This is a genomic window from Pseudomonas gingeri (assembly GCF_013386115.1).
GTDB lineage: Bacteria > Pseudomonadota > Gammaproteobacteria > Pseudomonadales > Pseudomonadaceae > Aquipseudomonas > Aquipseudomonas gingeri.
Genome location: NZ_JACAOR010000002.1, coordinates 417,263 through 434,841 on the forward strand (window position 1 = coordinate 417,263; position 17,579 = coordinate 434,841).

Below are 17,579 nucleotides of genomic sequence, written 5' to 3' on the forward strand. Positions count from 1 at the left end.
CCCTTGTGAGGCAGGTTGCCTTGGCCGAGTATTCGCGCCGGCATCACCACTATTTCAGGGCTAACTCCACTACCCAGCCCGAAGCCACCCGGAGGACACCATGTCGAAGTCGGTTCAACTCATCAAAGATCATGACGTTAAGTGGATTGATCTGCGCTTCACGGACACCAAAGGTACTCAGCACCACGTGACCATGCCGGCTCGCGATGCGCTGGACGACGAATTCTTCGAAATCGGCAAGATGTTCGACGGTTCCTCCATCTCCGGCTGGAAAGGCATCGAAGCTTCCGACATGATCCTGATGCCGGACGACAGCACTGCCGTGCTCGACCCGTTCACCGAAGAGCCGACCCTGATCCTGGTCTGCGACGTGATCGAGCCGTCGACCATGCAAGGCTACGACCGCGACCCACGTGCAATCGCCCGTCGCGCCGAGGAATACCTGAAGTCCACCGGTATCGGCGACACCGCTTTCTTCGGTCCAGAGCCCGAGTTCTTCATCTTCGATTCGGTCAAGTTCAAGTCCGACATCTCCGGCTCCATGTTCAAGATCTTCTCCGAACAAGGTTCGTGGATGTCCGACCAGGACGTGGAAGGCGGCAACAAGGGCCACCGTCCAGGTATCAAGGGCGGCTACTTCCCGGTTCCTCCGTTCGACCACGACCACGAAATCCGTACTTCCATGTGCAACGCGCTGGAAGAGATGGGCCAGACCGTCGAAGTTCACCACCACGAAGTGGCGACTGCCGGCCAGAACGAAATCGGCGTGAAGTTCAACACCCTGGTTGCCAAGGCTGACGAAGTCCAGACCCTGAAGTACTGCGTACACAACGTGGCTGATGCCTACGGCCGTACCGCTACCTTCATGCCAAAACCGCTGTACGGCGACAACGGCTCGGGTATGCACGTTCACATGTCCATCTCCAAGGATGGCAAGAACACCTTCGCCGGCGAAGGTTATGCCGGCCTGTCCGACACCGCCCTGTACTTCATCGGCGGTATCATCAAGCACGGTAAGGCCCTGAACGGCTTCACCAACCCGTCGACCAACTCCTACAAGCGTCTGGTCCCAGGTTTCGAAGCTCCGGTAATGCTGGCCTACTCGGCTCGCAACCGTTCCGCCTCGATCCGTATTCCTTACGTCAACAGCCCAAAAGCCCGTCGTATCGAAGCCCGCTTCCCGGATCCGGCTGCCAACCCTTACCTGGCCTTCGCCGCACTGATGATGGCCGGCCTGGACGGTATCCAGAACAAGATCCACCCTGGCGATGCTGCCGACAAGAACCTGTACGACCTGCCGCCTGAAGAGGCCAAAGAGATCCCACAAGTTTGCGGCAGCCTGAAAGAAGCCCTGGAAGAGCTGGACAAAGGTCGTGCGTTCCTGACCAAGGGCGGCGTTTTCAGCGACGACTTCATCGATGCCTACATCGAGCTGAAAAGCGAAGAAGAAATCAAGGTCCGTACCTTCGTACACCCACTGGAATACGAGCTGTACTACAGCTGCTGATCCGGTTGCGCCTGCGCGAGCAGGCGCTGCTTTCAGAAAATGCCCCGTATCGAAAGGTACGGGGCATTTTTCATGGGCGAGGTTTTTCGGGGCCGACGACGGGGCGATTCGAGATTTCTTGCAATGTTTAGGCACTAGCCAAGGCGTTCAGACCAGCGTTGACTATCCTCTCCGGGATTGGATCCAAATCCTACGGAAACCGCCACGCACGGACGGCGAATGCAACCCGACACGGAGAGTTAACCCATGACGTTTCCTTCAAGCCCCATTGCCGAACAGCTCGACAGCAGCGAACCGAAGACACCCGCCACCCCGACCGCCGAAGTCCTGCTGCGCGCCAGCAGCGGCTGGGACGGCACCCCCTATGAAGCCTATCCCGCCGGCCCGCCGGAACTGACCCTGCTGAGGATCAACATCCCCGCCGATACCGAACTGAACTGGCATATCCACCCCATCCCCAGCGCCGCCTACATCATCTCCGGTGAAGTACTGGTCGAGACGCGGCAAGGCAACAAGCAGACCCTGCTGAAATCCGGCGATACGATCGCCGCCGTGGTCAATGTCGAGCATCGCGCCAGGACCGGGGCCGTCCCGGTGGACCTGATGGTGTTCTATGCCGGCAGCGAAGGCATGGCGCTGTCGGAGGCGACCGGGCCGGACTGACCCGACATGGATGGCGCGTGCCCCACGGCTGGATACGACAGCCGTGGGAATACGCTTTTTCATGAAAATGCGCTGGCGCTCGCAGGGCCTTGTGACGTTAACTCTGGGCCTGCATCCGCCACCGAAAAAGTCGAAGCCCGCCATGCTGCCGAACAACCGTATTGTGAGCCTGCTGCTTGCCAGCCTTCTGAGTGCCAACGTCCTTGCCGCCCCTGCCCCCGCGAAAGCTCCCGATGCCCTGGCGCCCCTGCTGCAGGCCATCAGCGAGCGCCTGAGCATCGCCGACCAGGTGGCCCTGACCAAATGGGACAGCGGCAAGCCGATCCAGGATACCCCGCGCGAACAGCAGGTGATCGCCAATGCCCGGCAGCAGGCGGCAACCTACAAGCTCCAGGCCGAAGACATCGGCGAGTTCGTCGCGGCGCAGATCGAAGCCAACAAGCTGGTGCAGTACGCGCTGCTGGCCGAATGGCGAGCGGCCGGCAAGGCCCCGGTCATCCCCAGGCCCGACCTCGTCACGCAGATCCGCCCGGCGCTGGATCAGTTGCAGAGCCGGCTGTTGCAACACTATGCGGCCTTCGCCCCTTACCGGCAGGACCCGCAATGCCCGGCCTGGCTGAGCCAGACCCGCGACGCCCTGGCCTCGGACACCGTCCACGACCTGGCGCTGATTCGCGCCACGGGCGAGCTGTGCCTGAAGCCACAGTGAAAAGCCCCGGGATTGTGCTCTATGCTGACAGCGGGACGCCGTTGAACGACGCGCCCCGGCCAGGACCATCACCGGGAGTCTCCATGGGTCGACCTCTGCTCTACCTGCTGCTGGCCTTGGCGCTGCCCGTATCGGCGCAGATCTACAAATACACCGATGCCAACGGCAATACCGCCTATAGCAACCAGCCGCCCGATGGCACCGCCGCCCAGGCCGTGGAGCTGCCGCCGCTCAACAGCGTCGAGATACAGAAGCCGAGCCAACCGGCCGCTGTCCAGCCGGCAACCGCGCAGCCGACGAAAGCCCCGGCAGATATCGCGCCCTACAGCGTGTTCGAACTGACCGACATTCCCACCCAGGAAGCCCTGCGCGCCAACAACGGGACCTTTACCGTCGGCGTGAAGATGGAGCCACGGCTACAGCGCCAGCATCTGCTGCGACTGGTACTCGACGGCAATCCCTATGGCCAGCCCGGCAATGTCCCGCGCCTGCAACTGGTGAACGTCGACCGTGGCGATCACACCCTCAGCGTGCAAGCCCTCGCCGGCGAGCAGGTGGTGCAGCAAAGCCCTACCGTGCCGTTCACCGTCCAACGAGTGCATAAACCTTGAGCTGTTCATGATTCGATTGTTCCCACGGGCGCTATGCCTGGCCCTGCCACTGCTGGCCCTGCCGGCGCTGGCCGAGGTCTACACCTATATCGACAGCCAGGGTAACCGGGTCTTCACCGACCAGCCCCGCAAGGGTGCCCAGCGAGTGCCGCTGGCGCCGAGCAACCGCATGTCGGCCAACCCCGGCAGCCCGACGCCGACGCCCGCCAGCAGCACGGCCAAGGCCAAGGCCAAGCCGAAACCGATCTTCCACTACCAGATGGTGCGCATCCTGGTGCCCGATCCGGATGCCACGGTCCGCAGCACCGAGGGCGACCTGATCGTCAGCGTCACTAGCGAACCGGGCCTGCAACCCGGTCATGGCTACCGCCTGCTGCTGGACGGCCAGCCCACCGGCGCTCCCGGCCCCAGCCCGGTGTTCGCACTGAACAACATCGATCGCGGCAGCCACCAGCTCGCCGTGGAAATCCTCGACGAACAGGGGCGCATCGCCGAGCGCACCGCCAACCAGCCGTTCCATATGGTGCGCATGTCCCTCAGCCAGAAGCGCCAGGCTCAACCCTGCCAGCTCGCCGACTACGGCCAGCGGCCGGAATGGCCGCTGGCGGACAAGCCCAAGGAAGAAAAAAGCAGCTTCCTGCCGTTTCTGTAGCCTCGCGACACAAAAGCACCATGCTGGTGCACTAAACTGCACACCTACCCGAACCGAAGCCCATTTTGGTTCGAAAGTACCCGCCGGAACTGGCAGAACGCCACTCAATCGAGCCTGAAACGCCCATTTCAGGCAATTCGCGCTTCTTTTCGGAGCCTTGGTTTGGTTTTTGCATTTTCCCCGTATCGGCGCCTTGTTCGCGCGCGCAAATCGGGACCGGCCCCGTTTGCCATGCTCCAAAAGAGGTCCCCATGACCATCAGCGACGCCCTGCACAGACTGCTACTCGACAACCTGACCACCGCGACCATCCTGCTCAATGCCGAACTGCGCCTTGAGTACATGAATCCGGCGGCCGAAATGTTGCTCGCCATCAGCGGCCAGCGCAGCCATGGTCAGTTCATCAGCGAGCTGTTCACCGAATCGACCGAGGCCCTGAACTCCCTGCGCCAGGCCGTCGAGCAGGCACACCCGTTCACCAAGCGCGAAGCCATGCTGACGGCGCTGACCGGCCAGACCCTGACCGTCGACTATGCCGTGACACCGATTCTCAGCCAGGGTGAAACCATGCTGCTGCTGGAAGTCCATCCCCGTGATCGCCTGCTGCGCATCACCAAGGAAGAGGCCCAGCTGTCCAAGCAGGAAACCACCAAGATGCTGGTGCGCGGCCTGGCCCACGAGATCAAGAACCCCCTCGGCGGGATTCGCGGCGCCGCCCAGTTGCTGGCCCGCGAACTGCCGGAAGAAAGCCTCAAGGACTACACCAACGTCATCATCGAGGAAGCCGACCGCCTGCGAAACCTGGTGGACCGCATGCTCGGCTCGAACAAGTTGCCATCGCTGTCCATGACCAACGTCCATGAAGTCCTGGAGCGGGTCAGCAGCCTGGTGGAAGCGGAAAGCCAGGGCTGCATCACCCTGGTGCGCGACTACGACCCGAGCATCCCCGACGTTTTGATCGACCGTGAACAGATGATCCAGGCCGTGCTCAATATCGTGCGCAACGCCATGCAGGCCATCAGCAGCCAGAATGAGTTGCGCCTGGGCCGCATCAGCCTGCGCACCCGGGCCATCCGCCAGTTCACCATCGGCCACGTCCGCCACCGCCTGGTGACCAAGATCGAGATCATCGACAACGGTCCGGGCATTCCTGCCGAACTTCAGGAAACCATCTTCTATCCAATGGTCAGTGGTCGTCCGGACGGTACCGGACTGGGCCTGGCCATTACCCAGAACATCATCAGCCAGCACCAGGGCCTGATCGAGTGTGAGAGCCATCCTGGCCATACCACCTTCTCGATCTTCCTGCCCCTGGAACAAGGAGCCGCATCGACATGAGCCGTAGTGAAACCGTGTGGATCGTCGATGACGACCGTTCTATCCGCTGGGTCCTGGAAAAAGCCCTGCAACAGGAAGGCATGACCACCCAGAGCTTCGACAGTGCCGACGGCGTGATGAGCCGCCTGGCCCGTCAGCAGCCGGACGTGATCATTTCCGATATCCGCATGCCCGGCGCCAGTGGCCTGGACCTGCTGGCGCGGATTCGCGAGCAGCACCCGCGCCTGCCGGTGATCATCATGACCGCCCATTCCGACCTCGACAGCGCCGTGGCGTCGTACCAGGGCGGTGCCTTCGAGTACCTGCCCAAGCCGTTCGACGTCGACGAAGCGGTATCGCTGGTCAAGCGCGCTAACCAGCACGCCCAGGAACAGCAAGGCCTGGACGTGCCGCCGACGCTGACCCGAACCCCGGAAATCATCGGCGAAGCGCCGGCGATGCAGGAAGTGTTTCGCGCCATCGGGCGCCTGAGCCACTCCAATATCACCGTGCTGATCAACGGCGAGTCCGGTACCGGCAAGGAACTGGTGGCCCACGCCCTGCACCGCCACAGCCCACGCGCGGCTTCGCCGTTCATCGCGCTGAACATGGCGGCGATCCCCAAGGACCTGATGGAGTCGGAGCTGTTCGGCCATGAGAAAGGCGCCTTCACCGGCGCGGCCAACCTGCGCCGTGGACGCTTCGAACAGGCCGACGGCGGAACCCTGTTCCTCGACGAAATCGGCGATATGCCGGCCGACACCCAGACCCGCCTGCTGCGGGTGCTGGCCGATGGCGAGTTCTACCGGGTCGGCGGCCATACGCCGGTCAAGGTCGATGTGCGGATCATTGCGGCGACCCACCAGAACCTGGAAACCCTGGTCCACGCCGGCAAATTCCGCGAAGACCTGTTCCATCGCCTGAACGTGATCCGCATCCATATCCCGCGGATGTCGGACCGTCGCGAAGACATCCCGACCCTGGCCAAGCACTTCCTCGCCCGTGCGGCACAGGAACTGTCGGTCGAGCCGAAGCTGCTGAAGTCGGAAACCGAGGAATACCTGAAGAACCTGCCGTGGCCCGGCAACGTGCGCCAGTTGGAAAACACCTGCCGCTGGATCACGGTCATGGCCTCCGGTCGCGAAGTGCATATCAGCGACCTGCCGCCGGAGCTGTTGAACCTGCCGCAGGACTCGGCCCCGGTAACCAACTGGGAGCAGGCCCTGCGCCAGTGGGCGGACCAGGCCCTCGCCCGTGGCCAATCGAGCCTGCTGGACAGCGCCGTGCCGAGCTTCGAGCGGATCATGATCGAGACCGCCCTCAAGCACACCGCCGGTCGCCGTCGCGACGCCGCCGTGCTGCTGGGCTGGGGCCGCAACACCTTGACCCGCAAGATCAAGGAGCTGGGCATGAAGGTCGATGGCGCGGACGACGACGAAAGCGACGAGGGCTGACCCCCGCCTCAAGCCAAACCCCCTGCAGCCCCGTTGCAGGGGGTTTTTTATTGCCCGGCAGACAGATACGTGCCCTGTAGGAGCCGGCTTGCTGGCGATGACGTCGGCAAGGTCGATGCAGGACTTACTGGCCTCATCGCCAGCAAGCCGGCTCCTGCAAGGGAGAGGCATGCACCACGACAATGCACATTGAACCGCTATCGGGCAGGAATCCGGGTGGCGCCAGCGTCACCCGCTTTTGCCTGTCCCACCGGGAACCACCCGTACTCCGGGGCTTTCAGCTGGATCCTGGAAATTATTGGGCCAGGCATTGGCGCTTTGCAAAAGCTGGCACGCCCCCTGCAATACCCCTGGTACAACCCAGTTTTGGGGACCTTGGTACAGGCAGGCCGGGGAATCCCCTTCTTTACACCCGGAACTCATACCGCTCACAGCGACGAGTTCCAAACCGTTTTGGGGACCTTGGTACAGGCAGGCCGGGAATCCCCTTCTTTACACCCGGGACTCATACCGCTCACAGCGACGAGTCCCAAACCGTTTCGGGAACCTTGGTACAGGCAGGCCGGGGATTCCCTCTTTAACAGCCGGGATTCATACCGCTCACAGCGACGAATCCCAAACCGTTTTGGGGACCTTGGTACAGGCAGGCCGGGAATCCCCTTCTTTACAGCCGCGACTCACACCGCTCGGAGCGACGAGTCCGATACCGTTTTGGGAGCTTTGGTACAGGCAGGCCGGAGATTCCCTCTTTTATTCCTCACGGAGATTGACCACCAATCTCCAGCGCCCATCGACCTCCGCACCGGCCCACTCGCCCTGCAGGGGACGCGCGGCCAGCAGCGTCACCAACAACCCCTTGTCACTCAGGCGCACCCGCCAGTTGGCGTCCCTGCCGGCCACCGTCAGGCGACCGTTCTGCGCCTTGCCCTCGGCATCGATCAACAGCGCCACGGTGCCATCGACCTGCTCGCCATGGATCTTCGGCTCGGCACTGAACCACAGCACCAGCGTATCCGGCGCCGCCTCGACCTGCTGCAACAGCAAGGGCTCGGGCGCGGTCAGGCGACCGATCATCAAGCCCACCATCAGGCCGACAATCGCCAGGGATCCCAGCACCCGCGGCAATAGCTTCGGTCGCGGGTCCTCTTCGGGGGTAGAATGCTGCCCATCTTCATCTTCGGAGCCGTGCATGTTTCACGTCATCCTTTTTCAACCAGAAATTCCGCCGAATACCGGCAACGTTATCAGGCTGTGCGCCAACAGCGGCTGCCACCTGCATTTGATCGAACCCATCGGCTTTGAACTGGACGACAAGCGCCTGCGCCGGGCCGGTCTCGACTATCACGAGTACGCCACGCTCAAGACCCACCCGGACCTCGCCAGTTGCCTGGAAAGCCTGGGCCATCCACGGTTGTTCGCCTTCACCACAAAGGGCTCGCGCTTGTTCCACGATGCCCGGTTCGCCGAGGGCGATGCCTTTCTCTTCGGCCCGGAAAGCCGTGGACTGCCGGCCGAGGTGCTGGACGCGCTGCCCGGCGAGCAACGCCTGCGCCTGCCGATGCGCGAAGGCTGCCGGAGCTTGAACCTGTCGAATACGGTAGCGGTGGCAGTCTACGAGGGCTGGCGCCAGCTGGGTTTCGCCTGAATAAAAAAAGCGCCGGTGACGGCGCTTTTTTTACAGGAGCCTGGAGCGTTTGCACACTCCATCAGAGCCTGGATGCCTCGTGGGAGCCGGGCTTGCCCGCGAAGCTCTTGGCGTTCTTGAGGGCCCCTTCGCTGGCAAGCCAGCTCCTACAGGTTCAGCATTACTGAACGGTCTGCGAACCTTCTTCCTGCAGGCGCTGCAGCTCTTGCGCGTACAGGGCATCGAAGTTCACCGGAGCCAGCATCAGCGCCGGGAACGAACCACGGGTCACCAGGCTGTCCAGGGTCTCGCGGGCGTACGGGAACAGGATGTTCGGGCAGAACGCGCCCAGGGTGTGGCTCATGGAAGCCGCGTCGAGGTTCTTGATCAGGAAGATGCCTGCCTGTTGAACTTCGGCGATAAACGCAACTTCTTCACCGTTCTTGACGGTAACCGACAGGGTCAGCACCACTTCGTGGAAGTCGCCTTCCAGGGCTTTCTGGCGGGTGTTGAGGTCCAGGCCGACGCTTGGCTCCCACTGCTGGCGGAAGATCGCCGGGCTTTTCGGAGCTTCGAAGGACAGGTCACGCACATAGATGCGCTGCAGGGAGAATTGCGGTTGGCTTTCTTCGTCGCCGGCAGCTGTGTTCTGTTGGTCAGTCATCGCAGATCCTTCTTGATCTTCAGGTCTTTAGGGTTTCAGAGTCAGACGTTGAGCAGTGCGTCCAGTTTACCGGCGCGCTCGAGAGCGAACAGGTCGTCGCAACCACCGATGTGCTTGCTGCCGATCCAGATCTGCGGCACGGACGTACGCCCGGCCTTGTGAGCCATTTCAGCACGCACTTGCGGCTTGCCATCGACCTTGATCTCTTCGAAGGCAATCTGCTTGCTCGCCAGCAGGTGCTTGGCGCGCGAGCAGTACGGGCAATAATCGCTGGAGTAGACGACAACCTGGGTCATATCACTTCACCAATGGCAGATTGTCGGCTTTCCAGCTGGAAATACCACCGGACAGCTTGGCCGCGGTGAAGCCGGACTTGAGCAGTTCGCGGGCGTGGGTCCCGGAGTGCTGGCCCTGGGCGTCGACCAGAATCAGGGTCTTGGCCTTGTGTTTTTCCAGTTCGCCGACACGAGCCATCAGCTTGTCCTGGGGAATGTTCAGCGCGCCGACGATGTGACCGGCAGCAAAATCCTTGCTCGGACGCAGGTCGATGACCACGCCCTGGTCTTTGTTGACCAGCGCGGTCAGCTGGCCCGTGCTGAGGCTCGCGCCCCCACGGCTCATTTCATGAGCGATCAGCAATGCCAGCAGCAGCACGAAGGCACCGGCTAACAAATAGTGGCTAGAGGCAAATTCAATCAGGTGAGCAACCATCAGGAGGTTCCAGGGCGTTAAAATGTCGGCCAGTATACACAGCCGTCAAGGTGGGCCAAACCCCGCCCGGCGGTGACTGCGTTTGAACTTGGCTTTAAACTGCGACTCTTTTTTCCATGTCCTTTCAATCCAGCCGCGAGAGCCATCCATGACTACCACGCCTAAACCTTTGGTCCTGATCATCCTGGATGGCTTCGGTCACAGTGAGAGCCATGACTACAATGCCGTCTATTCGGCCAGCAAGCCGGTACTCGACCGCCTCACCGCGACCATGCCCAACGGCCTGATCTCGGGCTCCGGCATGGATGTCGGCCTGCCGGACGGGCAGATGGGCAACTCGGAAGTCGGTCACATGAACCTCGGTGCTGGCCGGGTGGTGTACCAGGACTTCACCCGCGTCACCAAGGCCATCCGCGACGGCGAGTTCTTCGAAAACCCGACCATCTGCGCCGCCGTGGACAAGGCCGTGGCCGCCGACAAGGCGGTACATATCCTTGGCCTGCTGTCCGACGGTGGCGTGCACAGCCACCAGGACCACCTGGTCGCCATGGCCGAGCTGGCATTCAAGCGCGGCGCGCAGAAGATCTACCTGCACGCCTTCCTCGACGGTCGCGACACCCCGCCGAAAAGCGCGCAGTCGTCCATCGAGCTGCTGGATGAAACCTTCCGCACCCTGGGCAAGGGCCGTATCGCCAGCCTGGTGGGGCGTTATTTCGCCATGGACCGCGACAACCGCTGGGACCGCGTGGCCCAGGCCTACAACCTGATCGTCGACGGCCAGGCCGAATTCCAGGCCGCCACCGCCCAGGACGGCCTGCAGGCCGCCTACGAGCGCGGCGAAAGCGATGAATTCGTCAAGGCCACCAGCATCGGCGAAAAAGTCCGGGTCGAAGACGGCGACGCCGTGGTCTTCATGAACTTCCGCGCCGACCGCGCCCGCGAACTGACCCGCGTGTTCGTCGAAGACGACTTCAAGGACTTCGAGCGCGCCCGCCAGCCGAAACTGGCCGGCTTCATCATGCTGACCCAGTACGCCGCCAGCATTCCCGCACCGTCGGCCTTCGCCCCGGGCAGCCTGGAAAACGTGCTGGGCGACTACCTGGCGAAAAACGGCAAGACCCAGCTGCGTATCGCCGAGACCGAAAAATACGCCCACGTGACCTTTTTCTTCTCCGGCGGTCGGGAAGAACCCTTCCCGGGCGAAGAACGCATCCTGATCCCGTCGCCAAAAGTCGCCACCTACGACCTGCAACCGGAGATGAGCGCCCCGGAAGTCACGGACAGGATCGTCGACGCCATCGAGCACCAGCGCTATGACGTGATCGTGGTCAACTACGCCAACGGCGACATGGTCGGCCACAGCGGCGTGTTCGACGCGGCCGTCAAGGCCGTGGAATGCCTGGATTTGTGTGTAGGACGTATCGTCGAGGCCCTGGACAAGGTCGGCGGCGAAGCACTGATCACCGCCGACCATGGCAACGTCGAGCAGATGGAAGACGAATCCACCGGCCAGGCCCACACCGCCCACACCACCGAGCCGGTACCGTTCATTTACGTCGGCAAGCGCGAGCTGAAAGTCCGTGAAGGTGGGGTATTGGCCGACGTCGCACCGACCATGCTCAAGCTTCTGGGCCTGAAGCAGCCAGAAGAGATGACCGGCACATCGATCCTGACGGACCGCTAAAAGCCAAAAATCAGGCCGACAGCGGGTTGTCGGCCTACCTCTTTATCGGAAACGCCTGAAAGCAACCGCTTTTGGACGTTTTTTTTGCAGCGCGTGGCGGGCATACTAGGCCGTCCCGTTCCCAGGTGTCGCCCGCCCCATGCTTCGCGCCCTTATCGCCCTAGCTCTGATCTGCCTGCTCCAACCGGCCTTTGCCGACGAGCGCGCGCAAACCCAACAACAGTTGGACGCTACGCGTCAGGACATTGCCGAACTGAAGAAGCTGTTGGGCAAGCTGCAGGAAGAAAAGTCCGGCGTGCAGAAAGACCTGCGCGGCACCGAAACCGAGATGGGCAAGCTGGAGAAGCAGGTCGAAACCCTGCAGAAAGAGCTGAAAAAGAGCGAAAGCGAACTGCAGCGGCTCGATGGAGAGAAAAAAAAACTCCAGAGCGCGCGCACTGAACAACAGCGACTGATCGCCATCCAGGCCCGCGCCGCCTACCAGAGCGGTCGCCAGGAATACCTCAAGCTGCTGCTCAACCAGCAGAACCCGGAAAAATTCGCCCGCACCCTCACCTATTACGACTATCTGAGCCAGGCCCGCCTGGAACAGCTGAAGAACTTCAACGAAACCCTGCGCCAGCTGGCCAATGTCGAAAACGACATCAATCTGCAGCAAGCCCAGTTGCTGGTGCAGAAAAGCAGCCTCGACAGCCAGCGCGACGAACTGGACAAGGTCCGCAAGGAACGCCAGGCCGCCCTCGCCAAGCTCAACGAAGACGTGAAGGCCCGCGACCAGAAGCTCGCCGCCCGCGAACAGGACCAGGCCGATCTGTCGAAAGTCCTGAAAACCATCGAAGAAACCCTGGCACGCCAGGCCCGCGAGGCGGAAGAGGCGCGCCAGAAAGCGCTGCTCGCCCAGCAGGAAGCGGAAAAAAAGCGCCAGCGTGAGGCCGAGGCCCTGGCCAGCAAAGGCGATGACAGCCCGCGCAAACCGCCCAGATCCGCGCCCGGCCCCCTGGTTTCCAGCGCAGGAGAATCCTTCGGCGGCCCTTTTGCTTCAGCGCGCGGCAAACTTCCATGGCCAGTTGATGGTCGATTGCTTGCGCGCTTCGGAGAAACCCGTGGTGATGACGCCCGGACCAAGTGGGACGGCGTGATGATCAGCGCCGCCGCCGGCAGCCAGGTGCACGCCGTGCACGGCGGTCGCGTGGTGTTCGCCGACTGGTTGCGGGGGGCCGGCCTGCTGGTGATTCTCGATCACGGCAATGGCTACCTGAGTTTGTACGGCCACAACCAGACGCTGCTCAAATCAGCGGGCGATGTGGTAAAAGCCGGTGAGTCGATCTCTACTGTAGGCAACAGTGGCGGTCAGGACGCACCAGCGTTGTATTTCGCTATACGTCAGCAGGGTCACCCGAGTGATCCAGCACAATGGTGTCGCGCGCAAGGATAGGCGCCGTACCTTATTTAGGAGTTCGTTCGACATGCTGCATTTGTCCCGCCTCACCTCGCTGGCCCTGACGATCGCCCTTGTGATCGGCGCGCCCCACGCGTTCGCTGCGCAACCTGCCCAGCCCGCACCGGCGGCCGCTCCTGCCGTCACCGCCAAGGCTCCGCTGCCGCTCGACGAGCTGCGCACCTTCGCCGAGGTCATGGACCGGATCAAAGCCGCCTATGTCGAACCCGTGGACGACAAGACCCTGCTGGAGAATGCCATCAAGGGCATGCTCAGCAACCTCGACCCGCACTCCGCCTACCTGGGGCCGGAAGATTTCGCCCAGTTGCAGGAAGACACCAGCGGCGAGTTCGGCGGCCTGGGCATCGAAGTCGGTGCCGGCGAGGAAGGTATCGTCAAGGTCGTCTCGCCGATCGATGACACACCGGCATCCAAGGCCGGCATCGAAGCCGGCGACCTGATCGTCAAGATCAACGGCCAGCCGACCCGCGGCCAGACCATGACCGAAGCCGTCGACAAGATGCGCGGCAAGGTCGGGCAGAAGATCACCCTGACCCTCGTACGCAACGGCGGCGCGCCGTTCGACGTGACCCTGACCCGGGCGATCATCCGCACCAAGAGCGTGCGCAGCCAGTTGCTGGAAAACGGCTACGGCTATATCCGCATCACCCAGTTCCAGGTCAAGACCGGCGAAGAGGTCTCCAAGGCCCTCGCGGCCCTGCGCAAGGAAAACGGCAAGAAGCTCAACGGCATCGTCCTCGACCTGCGCAACAACCCGGGCGGCGTGCTGCAGGCGGCGGTGGAAGTGGTCGACCACTTCATCACCAAGGGCCTGATCGTCTACACCAAGGGCCGCATCGCCAACTCCGAGCTGCGCTTCTCGGCCACCGGCCACGACGAGAGCGAAGGCGTGCCGATGGTGACGCTGATCAACGGCGGCAGCGCCTCGGCATCGGAAATCGTCGCCGGCGCCCTGCAGGACCAGAAACGTGCCGTGCTGATGGGCACCACCAGTTTCGGCAAGGGCTCGGTGCAGACCGTGCTGCCGCTGAGCAATGATCGCGCGCTGAAGATCACCACGGCGCTGTACTTCACGCCGAACGGCCGCTCGATCCAGGCCCAGGGCATCGTTCCGGACATCGAAGTGCGCCAGGCCAAGGTCACCGGCGCCCAGGATGACGAAACCTTCAAGGAAGCCGATCTGCAGGGCCACCTGGGCAATGGCAACGGCGGCGCCGACAAGCCGAGCGTCAAGCCGGTCAAGGGCAAGGCGCGCCTGCAGGACGACGACTACCAACTGGGGCAGGCCCTGAGCCTGCTCAAGGGCCTGAGCGTCACGCGCGGCAATTGAGATGCCGCGCTGGTCACTGCTTGCTCTGTTCGGATGGCTGTTCGCCTGCCTGGTCGGCGTTGCCCACGCAACGCCGGTCGACTCGCCCAAGCCGCCGAAAGCCTATCTCACGCTGATCATCGACGACCTGGGGCAGAACCTGCCCCGGGACCGTCGTGTGCTCGCCCTGCCCGGCCCGGCCACGCCATCGATCATGCCCGACACCCCGCACGCCGCCGAGTTTGCCCGCGAGGCGCACAAGGCCGGCAAGATCGTCATGCTGCACATGCCCATGGACCCGGCCACCGGCCCCTTCGCCTGGCATCCCGAACTGCCCCTGGACGAGCTGCAGAAGCGCCTCGCCGCGGCGTTCAAGGCGGTGCCCTATACCAGTGGCGTGAACAACCACGAAGGCAGCCGCATGACCGCCGAACCGGTGGCCATGGCCTGGCTGATGGGCGAACTGCAACGACGCAACAAGTTCTTTGTCGACAGCCGCACCAGCGCCCGAACCGTCGCCGCCTCCGAAGCACAGAAGATCGGCCTGGCGAGCGTCTCGCGGGACGTGTTCCTCGATAACGAGCGCACCGAGCCGGCCATCACCGCCCAGCTGGAAACGGCGATCAGGCTGGCACGCAAGCAGGGCACGGTCGTGGTCATCGGCCACCCGTACCCGCAGACCCTGGCGGTCCTGGAACGCGAACTGCCGCGGCTCAAGGAACAGGGCATCGAGTGGATCGATATCAGGTCGATGATCGCCCTGCGCGGCAACCAGGCGACCGAAGCCCATGGCAAGCAGGGCGTGTACCACTGATCCCCGGCTGAACGCCCCTACAGGTAGCGAGCGAAGATCAGATCCACGCCACCTTCGCGGCGCAGTTGGTCGAGGGCGGCCTGCAAGCGGGCGACGACGGTATCGGGGACGTCCTTGTTGAGGGCCAGGTAGAGCGACGCGCTGTTGAAGCGCAGGACCGTCTTGAGCCCGGAAACCCCCTCCTGCCGCGCCAGGTAGCGCCCGGCGGGATCGCCCGAGGCCCACAGGTCGATCTGGCCGTCCATCAGTTTCCTCGCGTTATCCTGGTCACGCAGGGCGATCACCGGGTTGAAGCCGTGCTGCTCCAGGTACTCGGCGATGGCGTCGCCCTTGTAGGCGCCGATCCTGTAGCGGTGAGCCTGCTCGACACCCGCCAGGGCGATCTTGCTGTCACCCTTGGCCAGCATCACCCAATCGTCCGGACCGATGGGACCGACCCACTTGAACAGCGTCTCGCGCTCGGGCAGGCGGGCCATGACGAATACGCCATAGCCGGGCTTTTCCAGGGCAAGCTTGTAGATCCGCTCCCAGGGGAAGCGCAGGGTCAGGCTGTAGGGGATGCCGGCACGCTTGAAGGTTTCGCGCACGATATCGGCGGCGATGCCTTCGATATTCTCGTCCTGGGCGAAGTTCTTGCCGTTTTTCGCCATGTTGTAGGGCGGGAAGTTTTCCGTCAGCAGGACAATCCCGCCATCGGCGGTGTCCGCGGCGACTGCCGCGCCCGAGAACAGCCCGATCAGGCAGGAAAGCGCGAGGAAAAAGCGTTTAGACATAGTGGGTAACCGGAATCCATGGCGGCCTCAAGAGTGACTTGGGGCCGCCATGCTGTCCAGCGGTCTGTTGGGCTCAGCGCACCACGATACCGCGCGCGGCCATGTAGGCCTTGGCTTCCGGCACGGTGTACTCGCCGAAGTGGAAGATGCTCGCCGCGAGCACGGCGCTGGCATGGCCTTCGAGGATCCCGTCGGCCAGGTGCTGGAGATTGCCGACGCCGCCGGAGGCGATCACCGGAATGCCCAGGGCATCGCTGATGGCGCGGGTGACGCCGAGGTCGAAACCGTTCTTCATACCGTCCTGGTCCATGCTGGTCAGCAGGATCTCGCCAGCCCCCAGGCCTTCCATCTTCTTCGCCCACTCCACCGCATCCAGCCCGGTAGGCTTGCGGCCGCCGTGGGTGAAGATTTCCCAGCGCGGGGTTTCGCCCGGCAGCGAAACCTTCTTCGCATCGATGGCAACCACGATGCACTGCGAACCGAAGTGCTGCGCCGCTTCGCCGACGAACTCGGGATTGAACACCGCCGCGGTGTTGATCGAGACCTTGTCGGCACCGGCATTGAGCAGGTTGCGGATGTCCTGCACGGTGCGCACGCCACCGCCCACGGTCAACGGGATGAAGACCTGGCTGGCCATGCGCTCGACGGTATGCAGCGTGGTGTCACGGCCATCGACGCTGGCGGTGATATCGAGAAAGGTGATCTCGTCGGCACCCTGCTCATCGTAGCGCCGGGCGATTTCCACCGGATCGCCGGCATCGCGGATATTCTCGAACTTGACGCCCTTGACCACGCGACCGTTGTCGACGTCCAGGCAAGGGATGATGCGTTTGGCCAGCGCCATGGTCAGTCCTCAGCCTGTGTACGAATCGCAGAAGGCTTGCGCCTCGGCGACGTCGAGAGTGCCTTCGTAGATCGCCCGGCCAGTGATTGCGCCGATGATGCCCGGCGCCTTGGCGTCGAGCAGCGACTTGATGTCACCCAGGTTGTGGATGCCGCCGGAAGCGATCACCGGAATCTTCGTCGCCGCGGCCAGGGCGGCGGTGAAAGGCACGTTGCAGCCCTGCATCATGCCGTCCTTGGCGATGTCGGTATAAACGATCGAGGACACGCCGTCGGCTTCAAACTGCCTGGCCAGGTCGATGACCTGCACGGTGCTGATTTCAGCCCAGCCATCGGTGGCGACGAACCCGTCCTTGGCATCCAGACCGACGATGATCTTGCCCGGGAACGCGCGGCAGGCTTCAGCGACGAACGCCGGATCTTTCACGGCTTTGGTGCCGATGATCACATAGCTCACGCCCGCCTTGACGTAGTGCTCGATGGTTTCCAGCGAACGGATGCCGCCGCCGATCTGGATCGGCAGGTTCGGGTAGCGCCTGGCGATCGCGGTGACCACTTCGCCGTTGACCGGCTGGCCTTCGAAGGCGCCATTGAGGTCGACCAGATGCAGACGGCGGCAGCCGCCCTCTACCCACTTGGCAGCCATGCTCACCGGGTCTTCGGAGAACACCGTGGAATCTTCCATGCGGCCCTGGCGCAGACGTACGCAGGCACCGTCTTTGAGATCGATAGCGGGAATAATCAGCATCTGGCAAACCTTAAAGTCGTTTTTTCAGCTTCACTCGG

19 protein-coding genes are annotated in these 17,579 nt (G+C 62.9%); 12 read left to right on the forward strand and 7 right to left on the reverse strand.

What is annotated here, in order from left to right; all coding sequences use genetic code 11:
* Positions 1–100 precede the first annotated feature (100 nt).
* The 7 genes from glnA (at position 101) to ntrC (ending at position 6,912) form a co-directional block, all read left to right on the forward strand.
* Positions 101–1,507, forward strand: coding sequence for a type I glutamate--ammonia ligase (gene glnA / locus HX881_RS06595; protein WP_017126970.1), 1,407 nt, complete (start codon positions 101–103; stop codon positions 1,505–1,507).
* 246 nt (positions 1,508–1,753) lie between these two features.
* Positions 1,754–2,170 carry a cupin domain-containing protein gene (locus tag HX881_RS06600; RefSeq protein ID WP_177083542.1) on the forward strand — a complete coding sequence of 139 codons (417 nt, stop codon included), beginning with the start codon at positions 1,754–1,756 and terminating at the stop codon, positions 2,168–2,170.
* Between the two features lie 142 nt (positions 2,171–2,312).
* On the forward strand, positions 2,313–2,879 hold the full coding sequence (locus tag HX881_RS06605) for a chorismate mutase (RefSeq protein WP_177083544.1): 567 nt from the start codon (positions 2,313–2,315) through the stop codon (positions 2,877–2,879).
* 83 nt (positions 2,880–2,962) lie between these two features.
* Positions 2,963–3,490 carry a DUF4124 domain-containing protein gene (locus tag HX881_RS06610; protein WP_177083546.1) on the forward strand — a complete coding sequence of 176 codons (528 nt, stop codon included), beginning with the start codon at positions 2,963–2,965 and terminating at the stop codon, positions 3,488–3,490.
* A 7-nt stretch (positions 3,491–3,497) separates the two neighbouring features.
* Entirely contained in the window at positions 3,498–4,142 is a 645-nt protein-coding gene (locus HX881_RS06615) for a DUF4124 domain-containing protein (RefSeq protein ID WP_177083548.1), read from the forward strand.
* 251 nt (positions 4,143–4,393) lie between these two features.
* Entirely contained in the window at positions 4,394–5,479 is a 1,086-nt protein-coding gene (gene glnL / locus HX881_RS06620; RefSeq protein ID WP_017126975.1) for a nitrogen regulation protein NR(II), read from the forward strand.
* Positions 5,476–6,912, forward strand: coding sequence for a nitrogen regulation protein NR(I) (gene ntrC / locus HX881_RS06625; protein ID WP_017126976.1), 1,437 nt, complete (start codon positions 5,476–5,478; stop codon positions 6,910–6,912). The genes glnL and ntrC overlap by 4 nt, the downstream gene beginning before the upstream one ends.
* Before the next feature lie 750 nt (positions 6,913–7,662).
* On the opposite strand, the gene HX881_RS06630 is transcribed toward ntrC, so the two are convergent.
* Positions 7,663–8,103, reverse strand: a complete 441-nt coding sequence (locus tag HX881_RS06630) for a hypothetical protein (RefSeq protein WP_177083550.1) — start codon at positions 8,101–8,103, stop codon at positions 7,663–7,665.
* On the opposite strand from HX881_RS06630, the gene HX881_RS06635 reads away from it, so the two are divergent.
* Positions 8,102–8,557 carry a tRNA (cytidine(34)-2'-O)-methyltransferase gene (locus HX881_RS06635; RefSeq protein ID WP_017126978.1) on the forward strand — a complete coding sequence of 152 codons (456 nt, stop codon included), beginning with the start codon at positions 8,102–8,104 and terminating at the stop codon, positions 8,555–8,557. The genes HX881_RS06630 and HX881_RS06635 overlap by 2 nt on opposite strands.
* A 160-nt stretch (positions 8,558–8,717) precedes the next feature.
* On the opposite strand, the gene secB is transcribed toward HX881_RS06635, so the two are convergent.
* The 3 genes from secB to HX881_RS06650 are packed head-to-tail and all read right to left on the reverse strand — an operon-like array spanning position 8,718 to position 9,911.
* A complete protein-coding gene (gene secB / locus HX881_RS06640; RefSeq protein WP_017126979.1) occupies positions 8,718–9,200 on the reverse strand; it encodes a protein-export chaperone SecB in 483 nt (160 codons plus the stop codon).
* Positions 9,201–9,241: 41 nt separating this feature from the next.
* Positions 9,242–9,496, reverse strand: a complete 255-nt coding sequence (gene grxC, locus HX881_RS06645) for a glutaredoxin 3 (protein WP_017126980.1) — start codon at positions 9,494–9,496, stop codon at positions 9,242–9,244.
* Position 9,497: 1 nt separating this feature from the next.
* Positions 9,498–9,911, reverse strand: a complete 414-nt coding sequence (locus HX881_RS06650; protein ID WP_017126981.1) for a rhodanese-like domain-containing protein — start codon at positions 9,909–9,911, stop codon at positions 9,498–9,500.
* 148 nt (positions 9,912–10,059) lie between these two features.
* Here HX881_RS06650 and gpmI point away from each other — a divergent pair, with 148 nt between their 5' ends.
* The 4 genes from gpmI to HX881_RS06670 all read left to right on the forward strand — a co-directional run bounded on the left by gpmI (position 10,060) and on the right by HX881_RS06670 (position 15,177).
* Positions 10,060–11,595: a 2,3-bisphosphoglycerate-independent phosphoglycerate mutase gene (gene gpmI, locus HX881_RS06655; RefSeq protein ID WP_042935650.1), complete on the forward strand. Its 1,536-nt coding sequence runs from the start codon at positions 10,060–10,062 to the stop codon at positions 11,593–11,595.
* A gap of 139 nt (positions 11,596–11,734) precedes the next feature.
* Complete coding sequence (locus HX881_RS06660; protein ID WP_017126983.1) at positions 11,735–13,030, forward strand: murein hydrolase activator EnvC family protein; 1,296 nt, start codon at positions 11,735–11,737, stop codon at positions 13,028–13,030.
* A 31-nt stretch (positions 13,031–13,061) separates the two neighbouring features.
* Positions 13,062–14,384, forward strand: coding sequence for a S41 family peptidase (locus HX881_RS06665; RefSeq protein WP_017126984.1), 1,323 nt, complete (start codon positions 13,062–13,064; stop codon positions 14,382–14,384).
* Position 14,385: 1 nt separating this feature from the next.
* Positions 14,386–15,177, forward strand: a complete 792-nt coding sequence (locus HX881_RS06670; protein ID WP_177083552.1) for a divergent polysaccharide deacetylase family protein — start codon at positions 14,386–14,388, stop codon at positions 15,175–15,177.
* 17 nt (positions 15,178–15,194) lie between these two features.
* Here the strand turns inward: HX881_RS06670 and HX881_RS06675 are convergent, their stop codons facing one another.
* The 3 genes from HX881_RS06675 to hisA all read right to left on the reverse strand — a co-directional run bounded on the left by HX881_RS06675 (position 15,195) and on the right by hisA (position 17,541).
* Positions 15,195–15,950, reverse strand: a complete 756-nt coding sequence (locus HX881_RS06675) for a substrate-binding periplasmic protein (RefSeq protein WP_177083554.1) — start codon at positions 15,948–15,950, stop codon at positions 15,195–15,197.
* 73 nt (positions 15,951–16,023) lie between these two features.
* Positions 16,024–16,794, reverse strand: coding sequence for an imidazole glycerol phosphate synthase subunit HisF (hisF, locus tag HX881_RS06680; RefSeq protein ID WP_017126987.1), 771 nt, complete (start codon positions 16,792–16,794; stop codon positions 16,024–16,026).
* 9 nt (positions 16,795–16,803) lie between these two features.
* Positions 16,804–17,541, reverse strand: a complete 738-nt coding sequence (gene hisA / locus HX881_RS06685; protein WP_017126988.1) for a 1-(5-phosphoribosyl)-5-[(5-phosphoribosylamino)methylideneamino]imidazole-4-carboxamide isomerase — start codon at positions 17,539–17,541, stop codon at positions 16,804–16,806.
* Between the last annotated feature and the right edge of the window lie 38 nt (positions 17,542–17,579).

Coding starts and splice junctions, on each gene's coding strand:
- gpmI (WP_042935650.1), top strand. CDS start 10,060: ATGACTACCACGCCTAAACCTTTGGTCCTGATCATCCTGGATGGCTTC.
- HX881_RS06610 (WP_177083546.1), top strand. CDS start 2,963: ATGGGTCGACCTCTGCTCTACCTGCTGCTGGCCTTGGCGCTGCCCGTA.
- glnL (WP_017126975.1), top strand. CDS start 4,394: ATGACCATCAGCGACGCCCTGCACAGACTGCTACTCGACAACCTGACC.
- HX881_RS06605 (WP_177083544.1), top strand. CDS start 2,313: ATGCTGCCGAACAACCGTATTGTGAGCCTGCTGCTTGCCAGCCTTCTG.
- HX881_RS06635 (WP_017126978.1), top strand. CDS start 8,102: ATGTTTCACGTCATCCTTTTTCAACCAGAAATTCCGCCGAATACCGGC.
- HX881_RS06675 (WP_177083554.1), bottom strand. CDS start 15,950: ATGTCTAAACGCTTTTTCCTCGCGCTTTCCTGCCTGATCGGGCTGTTC.
- grxC (WP_017126980.1), bottom strand. CDS start 9,496: ATGACCCAGGTTGTCGTCTACTCCAGCGATTATTGCCCGTACTGCTCG.
- HX881_RS06600 (WP_177083542.1), top strand. CDS start 1,754: ATGACGTTTCCTTCAAGCCCCATTGCCGAACAGCTCGACAGCAGCGAA.
- ntrC (WP_017126976.1), top strand. CDS start 5,476: ATGAGCCGTAGTGAAACCGTGTGGATCGTCGATGACGACCGTTCTATC.
- HX881_RS06630 (WP_177083550.1), bottom strand. CDS start 8,103: ATGCACGGCTCCGAAGATGAAGATGGGCAGCATTCTACCCCCGAAGAG.
- glnA (WP_017126970.1), top strand. CDS start 101: ATGTCGAAGTCGGTTCAACTCATCAAAGATCATGACGTTAAGTGGATT.
- hisF (WP_017126987.1), bottom strand. CDS start 16,794: ATGGCGCTGGCCAAACGCATCATCCCTTGCCTGGACGTCGACAACGGT.
- hisA (WP_017126988.1), bottom strand. CDS start 17,541: ATGCTGATTATTCCCGCTATCGATCTCAAAGACGGTGCCTGCGTACGT.
- secB (WP_017126979.1), bottom strand. CDS start 9,200: ATGACTGACCAACAGAACACAGCTGCCGGCGACGAAGAAAGCCAACCG.
- HX881_RS06665 (WP_017126984.1), top strand. CDS start 13,062: ATGCTGCATTTGTCCCGCCTCACCTCGCTGGCCCTGACGATCGCCCTT.
- HX881_RS06650 (WP_017126981.1), bottom strand. CDS start 9,911: ATGGTTGCTCACCTGATTGAATTTGCCTCTAGCCACTATTTGTTAGCC.
- HX881_RS06615 (WP_177083548.1), top strand. CDS start 3,498: ATGATTCGATTGTTCCCACGGGCGCTATGCCTGGCCCTGCCACTGCTG.
- HX881_RS06670 (WP_177083552.1), top strand. CDS start 14,386: ATGCCGCGCTGGTCACTGCTTGCTCTGTTCGGATGGCTGTTCGCCTGC.
- HX881_RS06660 (WP_017126983.1), top strand. CDS start 11,735: ATGCTTCGCGCCCTTATCGCCCTAGCTCTGATCTGCCTGCTCCAACCG.